At 41.1% G+C, this 21,549-nt stretch carries 15 protein-coding genes; 2 read left to right on the plus strand and 13 right to left on the minus strand.

Going from position 1 to position 21,549, the window contains the following annotated elements:
* Positions 1-74 precede the first annotated feature (74 nt).
* From AC13FX_RS04975 to AC13FX_RS04985, 3 genes are all read right to left on the minus strand, one after another.
* Entirely contained in the window at positions 75-983 is a 909-nt protein-coding gene (locus AC13FX_RS04975) for a serine hydrolase domain-containing protein (RefSeq protein ID WP_482879393.1), read from the minus strand.
* 294 nt (positions 984-1,277) lie between these two features.
* Positions 1,278-1,697, minus strand: coding sequence for a hypothetical protein (locus tag AC13FX_RS04980; protein ID WP_482879394.1), 420 nt, complete (start codon positions 1,695-1,697; stop codon positions 1,278-1,280).
* 56 nt (positions 1,698-1,753) lie between these two features.
* Positions 1,754-4,306, minus strand: coding sequence for a protein kinase domain-containing protein (locus AC13FX_RS04985; RefSeq protein WP_482879395.1), 2,553 nt, complete (start codon positions 4,304-4,306; stop codon positions 1,754-1,756).
* A 134-nt stretch (positions 4,307-4,440) separates the two neighbouring features.
* Between AC13FX_RS04985 and AC13FX_RS04990 the strand changes: the two genes are divergently transcribed.
* Both AC13FX_RS04990 and AC13FX_RS04995 read left to right on the plus strand, forming a co-directional pair.
* The gene (locus AC13FX_RS04990; RefSeq protein WP_482879396.1) at positions 4,441-5,727 is read left to right on the plus strand and encodes a PP2C family protein-serine/threonine phosphatase; all 1,287 of its coding nucleotides are present in this window, start codon (positions 4,441-4,443) and stop codon (positions 5,725-5,727) included.
* A gap of 154 nt (positions 5,728-5,881) precedes the next feature.
* On the plus strand, positions 5,882-7,438 hold the full coding sequence (locus AC13FX_RS04995) for an amidase (protein ID WP_482879398.1): 1,557 nt from the start codon (positions 5,882-5,884) through the stop codon (positions 7,436-7,438).
* A gap of 85 nt (positions 7,439-7,523) precedes the next feature.
* On the opposite strand, the gene AC13FX_RS05000 is transcribed toward AC13FX_RS04995, so the two are convergent.
* The 10 genes from AC13FX_RS05000 to pcaF form a co-directional block, all read right to left on the minus strand.
* A complete protein-coding gene (locus AC13FX_RS05000) occupies positions 7,524-10,274 on the minus strand; it encodes a S9 family peptidase (protein WP_482879399.1) in 2,751 nt (916 codons plus the stop codon).
* Between the two features lie 180 nt (positions 10,275-10,454).
* Positions 10,455-11,144, minus strand: a complete 690-nt coding sequence (locus tag AC13FX_RS05005) for an ABC transporter ATP-binding protein (protein ID WP_482879400.1) — start codon at positions 11,142-11,144, stop codon at positions 10,455-10,457.
* Positions 11,145-11,187: 43 nt separating this feature from the next.
* On the minus strand, positions 11,188-12,438 hold the full coding sequence (locus tag AC13FX_RS05010) for an efflux RND transporter periplasmic adaptor subunit (RefSeq protein ID WP_482879401.1): 1,251 nt from the start codon (positions 12,436-12,438) through the stop codon (positions 11,188-11,190).
* Between the two features lie 212 nt (positions 12,439-12,650).
* Complete coding sequence (locus AC13FX_RS05015) at positions 12,651-15,923, minus strand: amidohydrolase family protein (protein WP_482879402.1); 3,273 nt, start codon at positions 15,921-15,923, stop codon at positions 12,651-12,653.
* 56 nt (positions 15,924-15,979) lie between these two features.
* Positions 15,980-16,747, minus strand: a complete 768-nt coding sequence (locus AC13FX_RS05020; protein ID WP_482879403.1) for an enoyl-CoA hydratase/isomerase family protein — start codon at positions 16,745-16,747, stop codon at positions 15,980-15,982.
* 46 nt (positions 16,748-16,793) lie between these two features.
* Entirely contained in the window at positions 16,794-17,159 is a 366-nt protein-coding gene (locus tag AC13FX_RS05025; RefSeq protein ID WP_482879404.1) for a four helix bundle protein, read from the minus strand.
* A 92-nt stretch (positions 17,160-17,251) separates the two neighbouring features.
* Positions 17,252-19,291 (minus strand): phenylacetic acid degradation bifunctional protein PaaZ, encoded by a 2,040-nt coding sequence (gene paaZ / locus AC13FX_RS05030; protein ID WP_482880145.1) that lies wholly within the window; start codon positions 19,289-19,291, stop codon positions 17,252-17,254.
* A 60-nt stretch (positions 19,292-19,351) separates the two neighbouring features.
* Positions 19,352-19,969 (minus strand): acyltransferase, encoded by a 618-nt coding sequence (locus AC13FX_RS05035; RefSeq protein ID WP_482879405.1) that lies wholly within the window; start codon positions 19,967-19,969, stop codon positions 19,352-19,354.
* Positions 19,970-19,974: 5 nt separating this feature from the next.
* Entirely contained in the window at positions 19,975-20,277 is a 303-nt protein-coding gene (locus AC13FX_RS05040) for a four helix bundle protein (RefSeq protein WP_482879406.1), read from the minus strand.
* A gap of 50 nt (positions 20,278-20,327) precedes the next feature.
* On the minus strand, positions 20,328-21,542 hold the full coding sequence (gene pcaF / locus AC13FX_RS05045) for a 3-oxoadipyl-CoA thiolase (protein ID WP_482879407.1): 1,215 nt from the start codon (positions 21,540-21,542) through the stop codon (positions 20,328-20,330).
* Between the last annotated feature and the right edge of the window lie 7 nt (positions 21,543-21,549).

The raw sequence follows: 21,549 nt of genomic DNA on the forward strand, positions 1-21,549 counted from the left end.
ACACTGATAGAGGATTCAGAAGTGCATTTGTTACAAAATTGTTAAAGTTTATTTAAATAATTTTTACCGGTGAGCTAATAATTTTCAAGAAAGGGGATGACCTGCTCTTCAAGCAGGTCAAAGATGGGTTCTTTGTAAGTTCTTCTCTGAGTTGCATTTTCAAGGAAAGAGGTTACAACTGTCACACTGTTTAATTCCGGAATGATGAATATATATTGTCCGCCAAAGCCCCAGGCAAAATAAACATCATATCCACCGACAGGCCTGTTCCACCACATATATCCATAATCATAGGGATTGAAATTACTGCGGGTATAAGTTTGAAACGAATCCCTAACCCATTCTTTTGATACAATTTGTTCATTTTTCCAGGTTCCCCCATTAAGCATAAGTTGCCCGATCTTTAAAAGGGCCTTTGGCGTGAGGGCCAGGTTATTACCTCCCATGTAGTATCCCTGAGGGTCGCGATCCCATCCACCAACCTGAATATTCAAAGGGTTGAATAGATATTTTTCAGCAAAGGCTTTGGTATTCATACCGGTGGCTTTCGTAAGTATGGCTGAGAGAAGGTGAGAGGTACCTGTACTATAGACCATTTTACCGCCCGGATCTTCTTCAAGAGGTTGATCAAGTTGAAACTTTACCCAGTTATCACTTATTACCCAGGCCCCATAGTTGTAAAAGCTGGTAGTTTCCAAACCTGATTGCATGGATAACAGGTTTCGAATCGTTATAGCTTCTTTTTCAGGATCTGGGTTCAATTTAAAGTAATCGGGAAAGTAATGATCCAAAGTTTCATCAATCGAGATAAACCCTTTATCAACTGCAATGCCAACCAATAAGGAAATGATACTTTTTGAAGCCGATTTGATATTGTAGGGGTATTCAGGACTGGCATTACGGAAAAATTCTTCGGCCAGTAGCTCACCGTCTTTTTGGATCAGTATGCTCCTGAGTGATTCTATTGACTCAGCTTGTTCCAAGGTACTTTGAAGACTATCCTTATTATCACTTAAGGGTTGGGCAAAAAGGACAAAAGCATAAAATAGATTTAGGCTAATGGTTAATAGAGATATTCGCAAGGTCATGGTGAGCAATCAGATCTAATTTAAAAGTCAGAATGAATTTAATAACAAACTGAACATTAAAGAATTACCGTTCCAAGTCAGGATTTCGATAAAGTTAGAGAAGCATAAGAAAGAAGCCGATCAAATTAATAGTAACTTGAACGGCTTCAAATGAAATTCGGAATGTACATCAGAAATTGAATTATGAATTTACCTGATGATCAAAATTGGTGGTGAACTTCCTTCAGCAAAGGTGTCATCTTTTTTAACGAGAACAGAGTATACATATCTGCCAAGTGGCGCATCGTTTTTGACCTTTAGCTTTAATTTATCGCCGTCTTTTACTTCAATGTAGTATCCGTCTCCAGCTGTACTCCCATCTTCTTTGGTGAAATAAACACTGAGCTCCTGAGGAAACTGAAACACCATATCTGATCCTTCAGCGGTCCATTCAATATCATCGTTTCTGTTTGCCTCAATTGGTATTGCTTTATTTTGTTCATCGACTACATACCACTTGGCATCAATTTTTTTAACGGAGTACTGTATTTTTTTTATCTGAGTGACTGCTGCCATGCTTACTAAAGCAATAACAATTAACCCTACCCATGTGATCATTGTATTTTTCATTTGTTCCCATATTACTGGTTCTTGTTAAACCTATTTAGATTATTACTTATATAACCCTAATCGGTGGTTTTGTATATATTAATAACTTTCTGGAACCGATTATCTGCTACCAGGTCGGATAGTTCAGGCTGAATTAATATGTTTTCAAGCGGATAATCCCTTTCAAGAGCCTGAGTCATCAGTTCAATAGCCCGCTCTCTATTCCCAAGATTTTCATAGGCACTTCCTGCCCTGAATATCAGGTCAGGTAGCTCCGGTGCTAATGACAGTGATCTTTCAAGGTATATCACTGCTTGTAAAGAATCACCTACATCAGAATAATATGAGCCAAGGTCTGAAATCAGGTTTATGTTATTGGGATTGATCTCAAGTTGTTTTTCTGCAACCTCAATGGCCTTTAAATAATTAGCTCTTTCATCTTCATTCGCCCCTAATAACCCTTGTAATGAAGCAAGATTGCCCCAGATTTGATAATCGTTTGGATTTATTGCCAAAGCGAGGGAATAATATTTAGCAGCTTCTGCATAATTCAATTCAATGTAATTGACAGTGCCAAGATTAGAGGCCGCTGAATAGGTTGGTTCCATTTCATATGACTCGGAAAAATATTTTTTAGCCATTTCCCAATTAGCCATGTAGTAATAAATAACACCAATATTTGAGTATCCATCATGATTGTCCGGTGTTAATTGTACTACTTCATACAATGGCTCCAATGCTTTTTCGTATTCACCTTTTCTGAGGTAAAAATTACCAAGCCGTTTATAACTCAGCCAGAACCCCGGTTTCAGGTCAATAGCTTTTTTATAGGTTTTCTCTGCCTCTTCATACATCCCCAAGTTATCATAAGCCTCAGCAAGGCCTCCATAGGCAACTTCATTCCCAGGTTCGTGTTCAAGAATAGAGGTAAAAACATTAATGGCTTTTTCATAGTCACCCGTACCCAGATCCAAAAGACCAATAGTTTGTTTGACCGGTGTCAACTCACTGTTTATCTCCATGGCCTTATTTAGGAATGTTTTTGCAGAGTCAACATATGTGATGACATTAAGTATCTCATATTTTCTCCAGTACGATTCGCCAAGGGCAGCATAGGCTAAAGCATAATCAGGATCTTCCTCTATGGCTTTATTAAAAAGCATGATAGCATTATTTAGATAGTCTTCCTGCAGGTAACGGTGCAGATATCCCTGCCCACTGATATAATAGGAAGAAGCTTCAGGGTCATTTGTGATTCCTTGATTCAGAGTCCCCTTGATCTGATCATCCGCCTGGATATCCAGCATCTCAATTAGTTTCAGTACGGTTTCAGTTTGGAGATTCAGAATATTATCACCTGAAATATCAATGACACTGGACTTCAATTGCCTCAGATTCTTTGCATCGATCAGATTGATCGTCAATCTCTTAACATCATCCATATCCTGAAAACTACCCGTTACTGCAAGGTTGACTCCAAAAAATTTATAGGCTTCCTGGGCCGTAGAAACATTATTACTGATAACTTCGCTTGATGGGATGACCCAAAGAACCTCCTTATAATTATCAATTTGTGAGAGCTTACTGGTCATGGTTTCAAGTACACCATCCAGCAATACACGGTTTACATTATTATCATTAACATTTTTGAATGGAATGATCGCTAGTTTTCTGATCTTGCCATCAAAGGGGTTTGACATTTGATAGCTTAGAAAGCCTAAAGGAATAATGATCAATAAGGCTAGCGCTGAAAATGAGACAAACTTTTTTGAAGTTACAAGATCAAAAAATGACGGTGAGTTGTTAGTTATATTTAAGGCAGCAGAATTATTTTTTTTGATATCTGAAATGATCTCTTCAAAATTTTGATACCTGTTATCAGGCTTCTTCTGAAGACATTTATCTATGATCTGTTCAATGTAGGGTGGGATATCAGCTTTAATTTCGTGAGCAGCCTGTGGTTCTTCATCTAAAATGGCATAAGTAATGGCTTGTTCATAAGCTCCGTCAAAAGGAAGATTGCCGGTAAATAGCTGATAGAGTACGACCCCATAGGCCCACACTTCCGAACGAATATCGGCATCTTTCCCCAGGATCAACTCAGGAGCCATGTAGGTTGCAGTTCCAATTTGTACTCCTGAACTGACCGATTTAGAAACACTGGCAAGCTGGGCAAGACCAAAATCCAAAACCTTAACCTGACCGTCATGGGTCACCATGATATTCCCGGCTTTTATATCCCTGTGGATAATGTCTTTTTTGTGAGCTGCCCCGATGCCTTCAGCAACCTTTAATGCGATCTCTTCTTTTTGTTTTAATGTTACCTCATCTTTAGTTAAAAAAGAACCAAGGTCTACCCCGTCAATATATTGCATGGCAATAAAACTTCCTTCTTCACAATCTTCGATCGCATAGACCTGGGCTATATTTGGGTGACTAAGGGAGGCTGCAATGCGGGCTTCATTTCTAAATCGTTTAACTTCCAGATCATCGGAAGTTACTCCGGTTGAAAGAAATTTCAAGGCTACTTTTCTGTTTAACCTGGTGTCTTCAGCCAGATATACCTTTCCCATACCTCCTTCGCCAAGTTTTTGTAATACCTGATAATGTAGGATTTGCTTGCCTATCATAGTTTATAAAAACAACCCATAACTTAAAAATGTATATGATTATACTACTTAATGCATTATAATGTACATTAAAATGCGATGATTGCCTGATTTATTTTACTTGATTTGGCTTTCCTTACTTTTCAAGATCAGATATGGAAGATTTTCAAAAACTTATAGAGGAAAATAAACAGCTAAAGCTGGCAGTTAAGGAGTTGTCCATATTGAATGATATTGCTTCCTCCATCAGTTCTACTCAGTCTGTTGAAACGATCATTGACACTATAGTTTTAAAGTGCGTAAAGCATTTGAATGCGGAAGAGGGTACTGTAAGCTTGCTGGAAAAGGAAAGTGAGGATATGAAATTCCATACTATGATCCGCAGACAAGACTTGACCCAGCAAAGGGTTCCCATTCATCTTGATCATCAAATAACAGGGTGGATGCTGCGTAAACAAGTGCCTCTTCTAAGCAACGATTTGGGGGGTGATGACCGATTCACACTTCCGCCAGAAACAGGTACGTCGATCCGGAATATGTTAGGTGTACCACTTATAGCCAAGGGTGATCTGATAGGTTACCTGGCAGTTTTTAATAAAAAAAATGGAGCAACTTTTGAGGAAAAAGATCGGCGCCTGTTAGTTATCATCGCATCTCAATCTGCTCAGATCATTGAAAACTCACGCCTTTATGAAGAGGAAAAAGAATACCTGATATTGAAGGAGGAAATGAAAGTTGCTACCCAGATCCAGACTAATTTACTTCCTGACAAGAATCCCGATATTCCCGGATATGAAATAGCTGCATTCAATGTTCCCGCTAAGGAAGTAGGCGGGGATTACTATGATTTTATTGAAATTGACGAAAACAATGTGGGTTTCTGTATTGGAGATATTACAGGGAAAGGGATGCCGGCTGCATTGTTAATGGCGGGGCTTCAGGCCTCTTTAAGAAGTCAGGTACTCATACATAAGGAAACAAACAAATGTGTGGAAAACATTAATAAACTTCTTTACCGAAATACCGAGGCAACTAAGTTTGCTACTTTGTTTTATGGTGTGCTTGACAGGAAAGATCATAAAATTCATTACTGTAACGCAGGGCATGACCAGCCCCTTGTTTTCAGGGAAAATAAGTTGCACTCAAAACTGGATGTCACGGGCATGCTTTTAGGAGTCGTAGACGAAGCTATATACGAATGTCATTCTATATCCCTTGAACCTGAGGATACAGTTGTCATTTTTACAGATGGTATTACTGAGGCAATGAATAAAGATCTAGTGGAGTTTGGTCTTGACCGCACTGTAGCCGTAATTGAAAAATGTGCTAATGCATCTGCTTCATTTATTCTTCAGCAGATCTATCAGCAGGTAAATTCCCATTCAGATGGGTTCCATCAAAGCGATGATATTACGATCATGGTGATAAAGAGAGTGCAGTAGAGGACAGCGATCCTGACTTACTATTGGTTTTTGGCATTATTAGAGGCGAACATGAAACACGTTAAAAATTTGCTAATACGAAAAAATAAGTGATCAGAATTATGGATTTATCAATAAATTGAAACTGTTTTAGGTAAATATCTTGCTTATAAAAATGAGAGTTTTATTCATAGTTTTCGTTACTGTGGTCACATCAGTTGTCGCATTGGGTCAACAGATCAATATTATAAATAATACGGAATACACCCGGTGTAACACTTTTGAGCTATCTGAAATTGACATAAAGAAAGTACATAAAGCTTTTTCTGAAAACAGGTTAACATCAGAACAACTGATCAAATGTTACATCCAGCGAATTGTAAGACTCGATCAGCCCAAAGGAATAAATGCTATTACATATATTAATCCAACTGCCATCGCTGAGGCAAAAATATTGGACCAAGAGTTTAAGGATACAGGTAAATTAAGACCTCTCCATGGGATTCCAGTTATTGTAAAGGATAACATCATGACCAAAGGTTTGCCAACAACCGCTGGTTCAAAAACTTTACAAAACTATGTGCCCAGCAAAGACGCAACGATTATAAAAAAATTAATTGAAGCCGGCGCGATAATACTAGCAAAATCCAATATGGGTGAGTGGGCTCTCAATGCCAATGCTTCAATAAGTTCAACATTTGGGGAGACGGTCAACCCTTATAATGTTGGATATTCAACAGCCGGGTCAAGTGGTGGAACAGCAGCAGCTATCGCTGCGAATTTTGGAATAATTGGTATTGGAACAGATACGGGGAGTTCAGTTCGAGGACCTGCATCACACAACGCATTGATCGGCATTAGACCATCAATGGGTCTTACAAGCAGATACGGCATCATTCCTTTATATCTTAGAAATGATATGCCGGGCCCAATGACACGAACAATAGAAGATGCTGCACGGGTAATGGATGTAATTAATGGATATGATGAAAAAGACCCACTTACTGAACATGGCTTGAATATGGTTCCTGAGAGTTATTTAGACCGTTTGAATAAAACAGATCTGAAGGGGGTTCGTATAGGAGTTTTTAGAAAAGTGAGTATGTATGCTAGCCCAGAGGTTAATACATTATTTGAAAAGGCTATCTCAGATCTCAAAAAACAAGGTGCAGAAATTGTTGACCCGTTTGTGGTGGCTGGATTTGATTCATTGAGGCACAACCAATGGTGCCCAACCTTTCAAGACGATCTTAATAATTTTTTATTGAGTTGGGGGGCTGAAATTCCACTTCAAAATTTTAATGATATTTTAGAGTCAGGTAACTATTCTTCATATATAGAAGGAGATCTGCTGAATTATCAGAAATATAAAAACCTAAAAAGTGAAACTGTTTGCGCAGATGCCTTTAAGGATACCAAAAGAATCGAATACCGAGAAGCCATTGAAAGAGCAATGAGTCATTTTAGGGTGACTGCCATAATATATCCTTCGTGGAATAGAGCGCCAATCAAGAAAGGAATTGTACAAGCCATAACAGGTGATAATAATCATATCATTGCCCCACATACTGGTCAGCCGGCAATTACAGTGCCAATGGGATATTTAAAAGGAAATTTACCTTCCGGTTTACAGTTTCTTGGGAGGATATTTGAAGACCACAAATTAATGTCAATTGTGCAGGTATATGAAAAAGGGACAAAACACCGAATGAATCCGCATTTGTTACTTTGAATCAATACAATTCGATAAAGAAGTGATTCAAAATTAAAATACTTATCTGATCAATAAAAATCCCATTATCCATTATAGGGTATCCTTATTCGGCTTTATTATATTGCTTTTCAATATAGGGAATTCCTTCTTTGATCCATTCAGCTGCAGGCACCCTTTTAACATAGTGGTCAAACCATTCTTTCATTCTGACCTGAAAGTCAATTTGGTTAGCTTCTCTGCCTAAATGATGTCCCTCACCCGGATATGATAATAGGACAACCTCTTTATCGAGCCGGCGTGCCGCATTATAGAATTCCAGACCTTGCATCCAGTCTACTGCACCATCATCTGTTCCATGTAGAATCATAAAAGGGGTTTCAATTTTTGGGGCATGGAACATTGGGTTTTCACGCTGATAGTCTTCCAGGTTTGACCACGGGGTTACATTACGGCCCATACGAACTTGCCCGATTTCCATGATCCCATGATGATTGGTGCCTGTATTGCCATAAATATTATTATAGAAGCTTGTAAGGTTTGTTGGTGGTGCACCTGTCACAACGGTTGCAAACATATCTGTTTGGGTTAAAATAAAAGAGGATTGATAACCTCCCCAGCTATGGCCTTGTAAACCTAATTTATCGGGATCCGCATAGCCCAGATCGATGACTTTTTGAGTTGCAGACGTGATGCAATCAAGAGAGCTAGTTCCTGGGTACCCAAATTCAAAATCAATATCCGGCATAAAAACCAGGTATCCGTTGCTGGCATATGTTGACATGTGGGGGCGGTCATCATAAACAGGCATGGAATATTGATGATGCCGATCAGACATTTTCTCATAGAAATACACGATCATTGGATACTTGTTACCCGGTTTATAATTGGCCGGCAAGGTTAGTGTGCCCTGGAGTTTAATTCCCCGACTATTTTCATAGTCAACTAATACTCTTTCTCCCCATGCGTATTCCTTTTGCTGAGGATTGGCGTCTGTAATTTTTTTAAGGTTCTTAAAACCTGAATTGGTTTGGTAGTAGTCGGGAAAATCCACAAAAGTCTGGCGTGTAAGTATGATGCGGTTGGTGTCGCGTGCTTTATCCACGTTCCCAAAACTCGCATCTTCATATATGAGTGGCTTTGGTGTATTTCCAATAGTTAGTTCATAAAACCCATTTTTCTTGGTCCACTCACCAAAGGCCGAAAGCAATAATTTACCGGAGGTATCAATGTATTCTTCGCTTTCGTCAAGGTTCTCATACCTGAATATGATTTTTTCCTGATTCCCCATACCCTGAGTAATATTCTCAGCTGAAGAGCCATCAAGGGCAAGCAACCAGAGGTCATATTTGTGATTCATTATGACATGCTCTCTATCTTTGGTCCATCCTGCTAATCCAAAAGTTGGGCTTTCGTGAGGGTATATGTGGTCTGTATTTGTAAATTGAATAGGGGAGTTTGCAGATAAATTAGTATTGGTATTCTGCTCTACATCATAAACATATAACATAGTGTCCTGCTCAGTTATTTTTTGATATAGATAGTACCTGCCATCAGGGGAAAATCCATTCGATCGCTTAACATTCTTAGCAAATAGCGTACGATCTCCGTTTTGCAGATTAACACGGTACAGATCAGTTGGTGAAACTCCCCAGTTTATATCATCAATGTAAGGTGTTTCATCACGGCCGATCATAAACTTGTTGTGTTTTGAAAAATCCAGTTCTCTCATCTCCTCATCTGTAAGACGGGTTAAGGTGGAATTACCGGGGTCAAAAGAAGCCACGTAAGTAAATTTAAGGTCTCTGGAGGCCTGTTGCTCCTGCACCGTTTGAATTCGGTCATCCTTCCAATGAAAAACATCTACATTAGCAACGCTGTCTTTGTCCATGTTTAACTTTGGCTCTTGTTCCCGAAATCCAAGGAATACCATATCACCATTAGTATTCCAGGAAAGATCTCTGTTACCACTAATAACCATATTGTCAGGAAAACTGGAATGATTGTAGGGATCTAAAATAGTTTTAGTGAACCTGGAATCCAGGTTCTGTGCAACAACCAATTTGTTCTTGGGATGGATCAGAGTGTCAATTTTATTGCCTTTAAGTACAGCCAGGGCAGATCCTTTTTTCTTCCATTCTGATCTGTGGGATTGTTCATCATCCCAAACTAAATTTGTGTATGTAACCGTATCGGAATCGAGAGTGGTGAGGGTATTAGTGTTCAGGTTTTTAAGATATAGGCCATTTCCTTCTTTTTCACTTGCGTCAACAAGGTATGCAAGCATTGTGCTCTTCTTATTGAATTTAAATTCTGACACGTTTCCAATATTCATTACTGTACCATCCTGCAGCTTACGTAATATCAGATCACTTCCCTGATGTTTACTGTTATCTGTCTCCGGTTTTTCGCGGTGTACGGCCCAATATCTTCCGTTTTCAGAAAACTCCATGCTGGAAGATCGATCAACTGAATATTTTTCTCCGGTTTCAAGATTCAGCAATTCAGCTTGACTATAAACTTTCTCACCCTTCTGGATCATCTTTTTACGAGTTTGCTCATCAATGCTCACGGTGTAAGCAAGCCATTTACTATCATCAGAGAATATTCCATTTTGAGCGAGTGGTATAATGTGTTCAGTACTATTTCTCAATGAAATGACATGAAGGGTATCATCACCGCCATTTGGACGAAGACCATAAGCCACCCAGTTACCGTTATTAGAAATTTCTGTTCCTACAATTCTAGACCAACGGTCGTAATCATCTATTGTTAGTACTTTATCCTGAGCAAATACTGAACCGTTAACGATAAATAATACAATAAGGATCAGCGAAGCATAGATGACTTTTTTCATAGTAAGGTGAGATTTAATAAAATTATTATACATCAAGCATTTAACCCCAAAGTGAACACATAATCAAGTACCTGCATGTTAAAACTTGTCAGTGAGAATTTAGCTCAACGTTAAAATTGCAAAACTCCGTATCCGGTTTTTTTTGTCTCAGTGTGATGAAGATGCTGTGATGCCTGAGCCTTAAATATGGAAGCCTTCTTTCATGTCTTCAGTTACGACCTTTCCATCGAATAAGTTAATGATACGTTCAGCATATTTTGCATCATATGGTGAGTGGGTGACCATGACAATGGTTGTTCCTGAATCGTTTAGTTCCGTAAGCAATTTCATGACCTCATCACCGTGATCAGAATCCAGATTCCCGGTCGGTTCGTCAGCGAGAATTAGTTTGGCATCTGCAACAACCGCCCTGGCTATGGCAACTCTTTGCTGCTGTCCTCCTGATAATTGTTGAGGAAAGTGATTTTTGCGGTGCATCATGCCCATACGTTCCAATGCGTTCTCAACCTTTGAATTTCTTTTGGATGAATCCATTCCAAGGTAAAGGAGAGGAAGTTCTACGTTTTCGAATACAGTCAGCTCGTCAATCAAGTTAAAGCTTTGGAAAATGAAGCCTATGTTTCCTTTGCGAAGTTGAGCCCGCTGTTTTTCTGAATAACCTGATATCTCTTGTCCATTGAAGTGGTATTGTCCGGACGTTGGATTATCTAAAAGTCCCATGATGTTGAGCAGGGTCGATTTTCCACAACCTGATGGCCCCATTATTGCAACGAATTCACCCTCTTTGATCTCAATATTTACGTTATTCAACGCAGTAGTCTCTACCTCTTCAGTAGTGTAAACTTTCTTTAGATTGCTTGTCTTGATCATAGTTTGTGGTATGATATCTTTTTTAAATTAATGAGGTTGATACCTAATTCAATATTAACACCTCGTTGTCACCAAAAGCATCGTAACTTGATGTAATGATTTTTTCTCCGGGACTCAGTCCAGATTGTACTTCAAAATGGTCAGGATTTTGTCTGCCCAGGCGAATGGACCGCTTATATGCCTTATTTTCTGTTTCATCGACCACAAAAACCCAGTTTCCTCCGGTTTTCTGATAAAAACCTCCACGTGGAATCTGTATAGCCTGGATCGAATCTCCCAATTCGAGTTTGATCCTCACCGTTTGTCCACGCCGCAGATTTCCGGGTGCTTGATTGATGAATTCCATATCAACTTCGAATTGTCCGTTATTAATTGCAGGATAGATCTTGGTGATCTCAAGATCATGGGTTTGTTCATTGAAGGTGAATGTTCCTTTTAACCCGGTTACTATGGATGATAAATAATACTCATCGATCGCGAGCCTGATTTTAAAACCATCAATGATGTCTATCTGACCTAATCGTTCACCGGAAGTAATTGATTGACCCTGATTCAATTCGATGGTACTTAACTGTCCGGAAATTGGAGCAGTGACAGTCAGGTTATCAAGGATCTGCTGAACGGCTTCAAGGTTTTGATACATGCGTTCCTCAGATTCATCAAGTTGCCTGAGCTGATTGATCGATTGTATTGAATCTTTCCGGAATGACTCATAAGTCAGTTCATACCTTCGTTTTTGGAACTGAAAGTTCTCTTTGGTGTTATGAAAATCCTCTTCAGAGATCAGTTCTTTTTCAAATAATTGCAATTGCCGCTCATATCTGCCTTTAAGAATCTGCATTTGTGCTTTTGCATTGGCAAGTTGTTCCTGAAGATTAAGGGTGTTCTGTTCCAGGTTGAGTCTCGAATTTCTAACGTTATTGATCTGATCATATAGGCCTGAGGTTTGCTGTAAAACCTGTAACTGAAGCCCTGAGTTGGTCAAGGTGAGGATCGTATCGCCGGGTTCAACCATAGCTCCGGATTCTAGTATGACCTCTTGAACCACTCCGCCTTCGATGGCATCAAGGTAGGATGTTTGTATGGGCTGAACCGTTCCATTTACCTGAAGGTATTCCTGGAATACATCCTCATTGACTTCAGAGATCGTGATCCTGCTTTGGTCAATATTCATAGAAGAACGCGGATCCATAAACCAGATCACATAAATACCTATTATTGCGATAGCCAAAATGGCAACTATCGTGAATACGCGTTTTGGTGTCCATGTTTTTTTCTCTAACTGTCGATCCATTCCCATATGCTAGTAAGCCTGCTGAAGTTTTGAAAGCTGATACGCATTAACCCTATTATGCCAACCAAAGGGAAAGAGTATCAGGCAGTAGGTTTGTTACAATTTTCCAAGCATAATGTAATAAAACTGAGAATTTAACATAGGCGCATAAATAAAAAAGCCCCGACAGAAAATGCCGGAGCTTTAGGAATCAGTTATGTTGAATTATATTATTAGTGAGTGCCGAAACAAGTGCACTGTAACCCGGCTGGGGCAAGAGTGATTGCATGCCAGTCAAATCTCTCATCATAACCATCACGTTCCCACCAGAATGGGAGTCGTTCACGTTCCTGATTTCCCACTTCATTCATGGTAGTGGCATCAAAAAGGCGACCATTTACCATAGTATGAGTCACAGAATCTGTGTTTCGGATATTTTCCAAGGGGTTCTTATCAAGAACAACCAGGTCGGCAAGCTTACCTACCTCTAAAGAACCGATCTCGTGATCCATGCCCAGGTAATGTGCCCCATTGATAGTGGCAACACGTAATGCTTCCAGGTTAGACATTCCGCCCTGCTCAAACATCCATAGCTCCCAATGGGCTCCGAGTCCCTGGAGCTGACCATGTGCACCAAGATTCACCTTTACACCTGCGTCTGCCAGTTTTTTATCTGATTCGGCGGTAAGAATATGACCATTCTCATATTCCTCATCAGGGATCATGGTTCTGTGACGGGAACGTGGATCGATCACACTGCGTGGAGTGAAGGTTAGTAAACGTTCATTCTCCCAAACATTTGACTTCTGGTACCAGTAATATTCACCACTCATGCTTCCATAGTTAACTACGTGAGTTGGAGTATACCCTGTTTCACTGGCAGCCCAAAGGTTTGTTACATCCTTGTAAAGAGGGGCCACAGGCACATTGTGTTCAATTCCTGTATGGCCATCCAGTATCATGCTCATATTATGAGTAAATGTAGAACCGCCTTCAGGCATAACCATCATTTCAAGTTCTCTGGCTGCTTTAATGATCTGTTGTCGTTGATCACGGCGTGGCTGATTGTAGCTTTTGACTGAAAATGCACCCCAGGCCTTTGTCCGTTCCAGTGCAAACAAAGCATCCTCATAACTATTGATCTCTGTTTTGATTGATCCGTCAGCTCCGTAGAGGATCACACCCGTTGAAAAAACGCGAGGTCCAACCATGTTACCGGCTTTGATCGCCTCAGCATGGGAAAAGATCATCTCGGAATTCGAGGATGGGTCATGAACGGTAGTCACTCCATATGCAAGATTTGCATAATATTCCCATTGCTGTTGTGGGCTTATTCCAAGTCGGAAATTTCCAACGTGAGCATGCACATCAACAATACCCGGTATGATCGTTTTTCCCGATGCATCTATCACTTTTGCACCGGTAGGTACATTGATGTTAGTACCTATTGCAGATATTCTGTTTCCATCAACTACAACGGTTCCATTTTCAATAACCTCATCACCATTCATAGTAATGATAAGGGCGTTTGTGAACGCGATCTGCCCCTCAGGTACATAGGTATCAAGTTCCAGATCGAGTGTGATGCCTTCAGTTGGTGGTTCAGGTATCTCATCAGGAGCTCCATCAACAAATTCAAAAGTATTTTTCAGATCAACAGTAAAATATTCATTTCCCAGAGTCCAGTGTATCTTTTCACTCTCAGCCGACCAATGCATATGGTATCCAGCTTCCGAAGAGATCTGTTTCACAGGAATAGAGTTTGTATTTGGATTGATCTCTATCGTTTTACCTGTTTTTGGGATAGGAGCGAGATATACTTTATGTAGATTAGAGAACGCCATCCATTTTCCATCCGGACTTGGAGAAAATTCGTGTCCATAGCTTGAAGTGAACATGGTTTTCTCATCATTCCCTGACAAGTCAATACTTTTGTAAGCCTTGTCTATTGAACCAAAAATATACCCTCCTGTCTGATACCAGATCCGTTTTCCATCAGGGCTAAATCTGGGTTTGGCCCCTTCATCAGTGATCATGGTCTCGGAGCCTCCACTTGCCGGGATAGTGTAAATACCCGGATTCAAAGTATGAGTAAAACCAAGTTGTCCATTTCCACTTTCTTTGCGGAATACAATGGTATTGCCATCAGGACTGAATTCGGGTTCTCTGTATATCCCTTTTTCTCTCGTCAATTTGGTTGGTGTTGCCGGTTCAGGACTCGGGTTAAGTCTGACGGTTTTAATAGCTCCCATTTCTTCATCACTCCAGGATACATATACAACTGACCTGCCATCATTTGTAAAAACAGGGTCAAACTCAAAATCTGAGGAGTTAGTAATTCGTTTTGGGGTACCGTCAGGTAGCATTTTACTCCATAATTTTCCTGCAGCACTCCAAACAAGTGTTCTCCCATCCGGTGAAGTTCTGAGTTGTCGAATAGCTTTAGCATTGAATTTGTCAGGGGCTACATCTTGCTGAAACCGTACGGCTTCAACAATGCTGTGAGCCGATTCAGCCTGGAATGGAATGATCTCAGATTCACCGGTCTCTGTGTCAATCTTGTTGATCTTACCATTTGCCCAAATGATAATATGTCTGTTATCCGGCATCCAGTTAAAGTTGGCATTAGGACCAAAGATCGCCCATGCCTCCTGCATATCTTTACTTAGGTTCTCATAGACGGGATATTCTCGACCGGTATCAAGGTCTCTCAAAAACAAAACCGATTTCGTTCTTACACGTCTTACAAAAGCCAGCGTTTCACCATCCGGTGAGATCTGTGGCCTGATCGCTCCACCATTTCCACCAGTCACCGTTTCTATTTCCCCATCTTCCCGATCGTAACGGCGTATGACATAGATCTGACTGTTTGGGTCTTTGTTATACTGAAAATAGCCACCGGGATATACAGCCTGGCTGTAGTAAACATATCGTCCATCCGGAGACACCCATGGTTCACCGATATCCTGCTGTTCATTGGCTTTCTCAACTAACTGAACACCGGCCCCACCGGATCTATGATACATCCAGATCTCTCCGGCACCAAGGGATCGGGTAGATGAGAAATGCTTTTTAGCAATGATATACTCACCATCCGGTGTCCAGACCGCGTTATTAAGCAACCGAAAGTTTTCATCCGTGATCTGCTTTGCGTTGTTACCGTCAGTATCCATCACCCAAATGTTATCGCCACCACCGGCATCACTGGTGAACAAAATTTGAGTTCCATCAGGACTGAAGCGTGGCTGAATTTCATAAGCATGACCACCTCTGAGTAGTGAGGCCTGCCCTCCATCAATAGGGAGTAAATAAATATCACCTAACAAGTCAAAGACGATCTGAGATCCATCAGGACTAACATCCAGATTCATCCAGGTTCCTTCATCGGTTGTAAAAGTAACGTTTGTTGTGTCTCCCAGGTCAGGATCAGTGACATCCCATTCTTCCTGGGCAAGGAGGGGGGAAAAGGATATTAAAAATGTGATGAGGATTGCGTAAAATTTCATGGCGGTGTATTGATTTAAATTTGTATGAGTATAGTAAAAACTGGAAACAGGTAATCCTAAGATTTAGATTTAAACTTCTTGATGAAGTTTTTTGTAAAATCAGATAGAACTAACCGGCCGCTTATCTCAGCTCTTTGTTCCAGTAATTGGTCCCAGTCTTCAGTGCCTTTCCAAAGGACATTCTTTAGTTCTCTCATGGCATCGGGACTGCTATTTGCAAGTTGATTCGCCAGTTCTTTGACAGATTGATCCAGATCGGCAATCGAATCAAATACCTTATTGAACATTCCTTTATCTTCTGCAAAAGCTGAATGGTACCAATTGGTAGCATCCACGGCCATCGCAGAAAAAGCACTCGTGCCCACTTTTCGCTCTACAGCGGGTCCAACTACAAATGGACCGATCCCTAAAGCTAATTCACTAAGTTTAACAGAGGCATTTTCGTGAGCGAGAGTGTAGTCACCGGCTGAGGCTATACCGACTCCACCGCCAACCGTTTTGCCATGAACTCTTACAATGATGAGTTTTGGGCAAGTTCTCATAGCATTCAAAACGAGGGCAAATCCCATGAAGAATTCTTTGCCGGTATCGTAATCTTCGATCGCGATCAATTCATCAAATGAAGCACCGGCGCAAAAAGCACCATCTCCACGGCTTTTTATGATCACAACACGAATTTCATCATTTTTCCCGGCATCACTGATAGTTTGTGCCAGTTCCCTAAGAAGGGCACCCGGTAAGGAATTTCCTTTTGGATGATAGAACTCAATGGTTCCAATGTTGTTTTCAATGGTTAGGTTTACAGCTCCGTTTTGTTCTGACATTTGTGTTGAGTAATTAGTAATTAAGTTAAAAAAAAGAATTCTGAACTCAGGACTCTGAATTCAGAATGGCTTTGTAATAGCCATCTAGAAGGCGACTAACTTCTTCTAATAAATTGTTCAGATGATCTGAATTTCCATAGTTCAAATCTTTTGCAAGAATTATGTAATATCTACACTCTTCTAAAGAACCATGCGAGATGTTCAAAAAACGCATAGTATCTTTTACTCCTCGTTTTTTAAATCCTTCAGCAATATTTGCTGGGATAGAAACTGCTGCACGTCTAAATTGAGAACTTAGTCCATAAAGTTCATGTTTAGGAAAACTTTTAGTGTATCTATAAGTTTCTAAGACAAATCTATGTGCTTTTTGCCATACAATTAAATCTTTAAATGTTTTAGCAGGTTTTCTCATTGCTCCTCTCTTTTTAATTCAGATTTCTGAATTCTGACTACTGAATTCATTATCAGTAAGAGGAATTAAACCAGCAAACCTTACAATATTTCCTAAATCTCATCGATATCTAATTTGTTTTCCCTTTTCATTAGCGTGAGGATCGTGTATTCAGCCACCAGAGCATCTTCCTGATTGGTTACTTCCACATCCCAGTAAACCACACCAAATGGAAACGGATCATTCTTTTTTTGCTGGCGGACATTTTTTCGTTTTAAGATCAGTTTCGCCTGAATTGTATCACCGGGGGCAACCGGAGCTACAAACCGGAGGTTTTCCAAACCATAGTTCAGCATGACAGGTCCTTCATCAGGGTCCACAAATAAACCGGCTGTAGCTGAAAGTACGAAATAGCCATGAGCTACGATCTTGCCAAAAAGCGATCGGGAAGCTGCTTCGGGATCAGTATGGGCATAAAAATGGTCTCCGCTTAATTCCGCGAATTCTTCAACATCTTTCTCAGTGACCGTACGTTCATCCGTGGTCATTGCTTCACCGATCTCCAGTTCCTCAAAGTATTTCTGGAAAGGATGTTTTTCAGATTCTTTTGTTTCTGCTCCTTTGATATGTTGCTTCACAATATTTCTCAGGGTAGTAGGGGAGCCCTGAAGAGCTATCCGCTGCATATTATGAAGGACTGCACGGTATCCTCCTAATTCCTCGCCACCACCGGCATGTCCTGGGCCGCCATGAACCAATGAAGCTATGGGTGAGCCGTGGCCGGTTGATTCTCCGGCTGAATGTCGATTTATAACCATGAACCGGCCATGGAAAGGAGCACAGCCCAATGCGATCTTATGGGCCAGTTCATCGTCAGCCGTAAATAAAGACCCGACCAGTGAACCGTTGGCTTTATTGGCGAGGTCGATAGCTTCCTGAGTGTTATTATAAGACATGACAGTGGTCATGGGTCCAAAAGCCTCTAATTGGTGAATTTCATCTACCTGCATGGGGTGGTGACATACCAATACCCTAGGATTTGTGAAGGCATTTTCCCTGTCTCCGTCACCTATGTACACAGTCTCAGTGATCTCTGATAATTCCTGTAATTGTTCCTCAAACCTGCGGGCTTGTAAAGAACTTGCTAAGGGGCCCATTCGGGTTTCTTTTTGGGCTGGGTCACCAATAGTAGTTTTTTCCAGTCGGGATTTCAGAGCTTCAATGACTTCGTCTTCCAGGTGTTCAGGAACGATCGTCCGGCGAATAGCCGTACATTTTTGACCGGTTTTGACCGTCATCTCACGAGCTACTTCTTTTATAAAGAGGTCGAATTCTTCCATTTCAGGAGTAACATCTTCACCCAGAATTGAACAATTCAATGAATCTGCCTCCAGGTTGAACTGCACGTTGTTGGCGACGATATTTGGATGGGCTTTCAGTTTCTTACCTGTCAGTGCGGAACCCGTAAAAGCTACAGAATCCTGACTGTTCAGATGGTCAAGCAGATCTCCTGGTTTATCAGCTGCTATGTACTGCACAGAGCCTTCAGGTAATATTTCGGAATCGATAATATCTTTGAAAACTTCCCATGACAAGTATGAGCCGGTAGGAGCGGGTTTTACAATTACCGGTAAGCCTGCGATGATAGCCGGGGCCATTTTCTCCAGCATTCCCCAGATCGGGAAATTGAATGCGTTGATGTGCACTGCGACACCATGTTTGGGAACACAAATGTGTTGCCCCATGAAAGAACCTTTGCGGGAAAGCCGTTCCGTATCTCCTTCAACATGCCAGGGGAGGTCAGAAAGATACCTGCGTGACTTACTGGAGATCCCAAAAGCTGTGATGATGCCACCTTCAATATCGATCCACGAATCAGCTCTTGTAGCTCCGGTATGCGTAGAGATCTCATAATACTTTTCCTTCCGCTCCATCAGGTACTGCCCAAGAAATTTGATCTTGAATGCCCGCTCGTGGATGGTTAGCTCTCGGAGTTTGGGTCCCCCGATCTCACGAGCATACTCCAAAGCCGATTTGTAATCGATGTCAGACTCAACCATTTGAGCCACAGGTTCATTGGTTACCGCACTGATGAGGTCGATTTGATTGCCTTCGTTTAACCATTTGCCTTGTATGTAGCTTTTTATTTTCATCATAGATTTATGCAATTATAAATAGGAACTAAGGAAACAGAATTCAGAACATAAGTTGTTCTACTCTGCTTCCTTGGTTCTGTATTCTGATTTCTTTCTTCCCCATGTTTCGTATCCCATCTTTTGATCTTCACGGCCTTCAGGAATTTCGCGCAATGGTTCACATTCCTTCAATGTTTCATGCAATTCTTTTGGAAGCTGTTGATAAAGTCCTGTGCCTTTGGTTTTCCACTCAGCCATTTCCTTGGTAACATCCTTCACGATCTTAGCCGGATTGCCAACCACTACTTTCCGATCCGGGATCTCCATGCCTTCCGGTACAAAAGACTGTGCCCCAATGATACTTTCTTTGCCAACTTTCACATTATCCATGACCACCGCATTCATACCTATTAAGGAATTTCTACCAAGGTGAGCTCCATGAATAATGGCCCCATGTCCCACATGAGCCGATTCTTCCAAAATCACTGTTACTCCCGGAAACATGTGGATCGTGCAGTTTTCCTGAACGTTGCACCCGTCTTTGATCACGATCTTTCCCCAGTCTCCACGAATGGCTGCACCCGGGCCTATATAAACATCCTTCCCAATGATCACATTGCCGGTGACCGCTGCCAGAGGATGCACGAATGCCGTTTTGTGAACGACAGGTTTATATCCGTTAAATTCGTAGATCATGGTTATTAAGAGATTGAGTTACTGAGAGATTGCTTTTCGTTAATATATTTTTCGTCTAATGCACAAATTAAGTGTTCTTGAGTTTCATAGAGTGAACCACGAGCCATTCTGCAATATTGAATATTTTCTTGGTAATGATATCTACCAAATCCTTCCGCTATATTAGCTGGAACTGATCTTGAGGAGCGAATAATATGATCCTTCAATCTGAATTTTTCGTCTTTTGGTAATTGCTTTACTAAGGTTGAAATCATTTGTCTTAACTCACGAGCAGATTTCCATGATTCCAATTCAGATAGTTTATACATAGCACCATAGGTTACTCAATAACTCCGTCTCTTAATCTCAAAATAAAACATCATACTTTCTCCAAAATCACAGCCATGCCTTGTCCGACGCCCACACAGAGCATACATAGGGCATATTTGTGAGATCCTTTTTCGTGAAGTTCAACTGTGGCTGTTTGCAATAATCGTTGTCCGGTCATGCCGAGTGGGTGTCCAAGTGCTATGGCACCTCCGTTCGGGTTGAGCCGTGGATCGTTGTCTTCCATATTTAGCAATCGTGTCACACCAAGTGATTGTCCTGCAAATGCCTCATTCAATTCGATGACATCCATATCATCAAGCTTCATATCTGCTCGTTTCAATACTTTTTGAGCGGCTTCTACCGGGCCAAGTCCCATAATTCTTGGTTCAATACCTGATACGGCATGTGCCACTATACGCGCCTTGGGTTTCAGCCCAAAATCATTAACAGCCTTATCTGATGCAATTAATAAAGCTCCGGCTCCGTCATTAAGCCCCGAGGCATTACCTGCGGTTACAGTCCCATTCTTTTTAAAGGCCGGCCGAAGTTTGGATAATACTTCTGCAGTAGTTTCTGGACGCATAAACTCATCATGTTCGAATAGATAGGGATCTTGTTTTCTTCTTGGAATTTCAACTGGGACAATTTCTTTGGCAAGTCTGCCGGAATCACGAGCGGCTCCGGCTTTCTGCTGACTCCAAGCCGCAAATTTATCCTGATCTTCGCGACTGATTTTGTGCATCTCTACGACGTTCTCTGCAGTCATTCCCATACCATCAGTTCCATACATATTTTCCATCTTTGGATTGATGAAGCGCCAGCCAAATGTGGAGTCGTGCATTTCAGTAGTTCCGGAGTAAGGTGAAGATCCTTTGCCTAAAACCATAGGTCCGCGTGTCATATGTTCCACCCCACCGGTAATGAATAGATCTCCTTCACCGGCTTTGATGGCATGGTAGGCTTTTACCGTAGCGCTCATTCCGGAGGCACACAGTCGGTTCACTGTTTCTCCGGGTACTGAAACCGGAATCCCGGCCAAAAGAGAAGCCATACGGGCCACGTTTCGGTTATCTTCACCGGCTTGATTGGCACAGCCAAGTATCACGTCTTCAATGGCTTCCAGGTCAATTTCTGGGTTTCGATTGATGAGTTCTTTGATGGGGATCGCAGCAAGGTCATCTGCCCGGATAGGAGAGAGCGCACCTTTTAACTTACCAATTGGAGTTCTTATACCGTCAATGATGTATGCTTGTTTATTAGACATGAGATGT

This window comes from Gracilimonas sp. B-17 (assembly GCF_056857935.1).

Coding starts and splice junctions, on each gene's coding strand:
- AC13FX_RS05040 (WP_482879406.1), bottom strand. CDS start 20,277: ATGTATAAACTATCTGAATTGGAATCATGGAAATCTGCTCGTGAGTTA.
- AC13FX_RS05035 (WP_482879405.1), bottom strand. CDS start 19,969: ATGATCTACGAATTTAACGGATATAAACCTGTCGTTCACAAAACGGCA.
- AC13FX_RS04995 (WP_482879398.1), top strand. CDS start 5,882: ATGAGAGTTTTATTCATAGTTTTCGTTACTGTGGTCACATCAGTTGTC.
- AC13FX_RS04980 (WP_482879394.1), bottom strand. CDS start 1,697: ATGAAAAATACAATGATCACATGGGTAGGGTTAATTGTTATTGCTTTA.
- AC13FX_RS05025 (WP_482879404.1), bottom strand. CDS start 17,159: ATGAGAAAACCTGCTAAAACATTTAAAGATTTAATTGTATGGCAAAAA.
- AC13FX_RS05010 (WP_482879401.1), bottom strand. CDS start 12,438: ATGGATCGACAGTTAGAGAAAAAAACATGGACACCAAAACGCGTATTC.
- AC13FX_RS05015 (WP_482879402.1), bottom strand. CDS start 15,923: ATGAAATTTTACGCAATCCTCATCACATTTTTAATATCCTTTTCCCCC.
- pcaF (WP_482879407.1), bottom strand. CDS start 21,542: ATGTCTAATAAACAAGCATACATCATTGACGGTATAAGAACTCCAATT.
- AC13FX_RS04985 (WP_482879395.1), bottom strand. CDS start 4,306: ATGATAGGCAAGCAAATCCTACATTATCAGGTATTACAAAAACTTGGC.
- AC13FX_RS04990 (WP_482879396.1), top strand. CDS start 4,441: ATGGAAGATTTTCAAAAACTTATAGAGGAAAATAAACAGCTAAAGCTG.
- AC13FX_RS05020 (WP_482879403.1), bottom strand. CDS start 16,747: ATGTCAGAACAAAACGGAGCTGTAAACCTAACCATTGAAAACAACATT.
- paaZ (WP_482880145.1), bottom strand. CDS start 19,291: ATGAAAATAAAAAGCTACATACAAGGCAAATGGTTAAACGAAGGCAAT.
- AC13FX_RS05000 (WP_482879399.1), bottom strand. CDS start 10,274: ATGAAAAAAGTCATCTATGCTTCGCTGATCCTTATTGTATTATTTATC.
- AC13FX_RS05005 (WP_482879400.1), bottom strand. CDS start 11,144: ATGATCAAGACAAGCAATCTAAAGAAAGTTTACACTACTGAAGAGGTA.